The organism is Kitasatospora sp. GP30 (assembly GCF_029892145.1).
In the GTDB taxonomy this organism is placed as follows: domain Bacteria; phylum Actinomycetota; class Actinomycetes; order Streptomycetales; family Streptomycetaceae; genus Kitasatospora; species Kitasatospora acidiphila.
The window spans coordinates 1-1,321 of the sequence record NZ_JARZAH010000107.1; the positions used below are offsets into that span (position 1 = coordinate 1).

The 1,321-nt window shown below is 71.0% G+C and carries 1 protein-coding gene; it reads left to right on the forward strand.

Features of this window, described 5'->3' with window-relative positions; genetic code table 11:
• The coding region (locus P3T35_RS40320; protein ID WP_280709879.1) for an aminobutyraldehyde dehydrogenase at positions 1-1,321 on the forward strand (1,321 nt) is incomplete at both ends.

The following is a 1,321-nucleotide window of genomic DNA, read 5'->3' on the forward strand; positions in this document are numbered from 1 at the left end:
GAGTTCGTCGACGCGGCCGACGGCCGCACCCTGCAGATCGTCGACCCGACCACCGGTGAGGCGTACGCGACCTCCCCGCTGTCCGGCGCCGCGGACGTGGACGCGGCGATGGCCTCGGCCGCGGCCGCCTTCGAGACCTGGCGGGACGCCACCCCGTCGACCCGGCAGAAGCTGCTGCTGAAGATCGCCGACGGGGTCGAGGCCCGGGCCGACGAGCTGGTGGACGCCGAGTGTCGCAACACCGGCAAGCCGCGCGGCCTGACCAAGTCCGAGGAGATCGGCCCGATGGTCGACCAGATCCGGTTCTTCGCGGGTGCCGCCCGGCTGCTGGAGGGCAAGGCCGCCGGTGAGTACATGGACGGCATGACCTCGATCATCCGCCGCGAGCCGGTCGGCGTCTGCGCCCAGGTGGCGCCGTGGAACTACCCGATGATGATGGCGGTCTGGAAGTTCGCCCCGGCCATCGCCGCCGGCAACGCCGTGGTGCTCAAGCCCTCCGACACCACCCCGGCCTCCACCGTGCTGCTGGCCGAGATCGTCGGCGCCGCGATCGCCGAGCTGGAGCTGCCGGCCGGCATCTTCAACGTGCTGTGCGGCGACCGGGAGACCGGCAAGCTGATGGTCGAGCACCAGATCCCGGCGATGGCCTCCATCACCGGCTCGGTCCGGGCCGGCATCCAGGTCGCCGAGTCCGCCGCCAAGGACGTCAAGCGGGTCCACCTGGAGCTCGGCGGCAAGGCCCCGGTGGTGGTCTTCGAGGACGCCGACATCGCCGAGGCGGTCGAGGGCATCTCGGTGGCCGGCTTCTTCAACGCCGGCCAGGACTGCACCGCCGCCACCCGGGTGCTGGTCCACGAGTCGATCCACGACGCCTTCGTCACCGCGCTGGCCAAGGCCGCCGGCGAGACCAGGACCGGCGGGATCGACGACGAGGACGTGCTCTACGGTCCGCTGAACAACGCCAACCAGCTCGCCCAGGTCTCCGGCTTCATCGAGCGGCTGCCCGCCCACGCCAAGGTGGAGGCCGGTGGCCACCGGGTCGGCGAGGTCGGCTACTTCTACGCCCCCACCGTGGTCTCCGGCCTGCTGCAGGATGACGAGATCATCCAGCAGGAGGTCTTCGGCCCGGTCATCACGGTGCAGAAGTTCACCGACGAGGACCAGGCCGTGTCGTACGCCAACGGCGTCGAGTACGCGCTGGCCTCCTCGGTGTGGACCAAGGACCACGCCCGGGCGATGCGGATGTCGCGCCGGCTGGACTTCGGCTGCGTCTGGATCAACACCCACATCCCGCTGGTCGCCGAGATGCCGCACGGCGGCT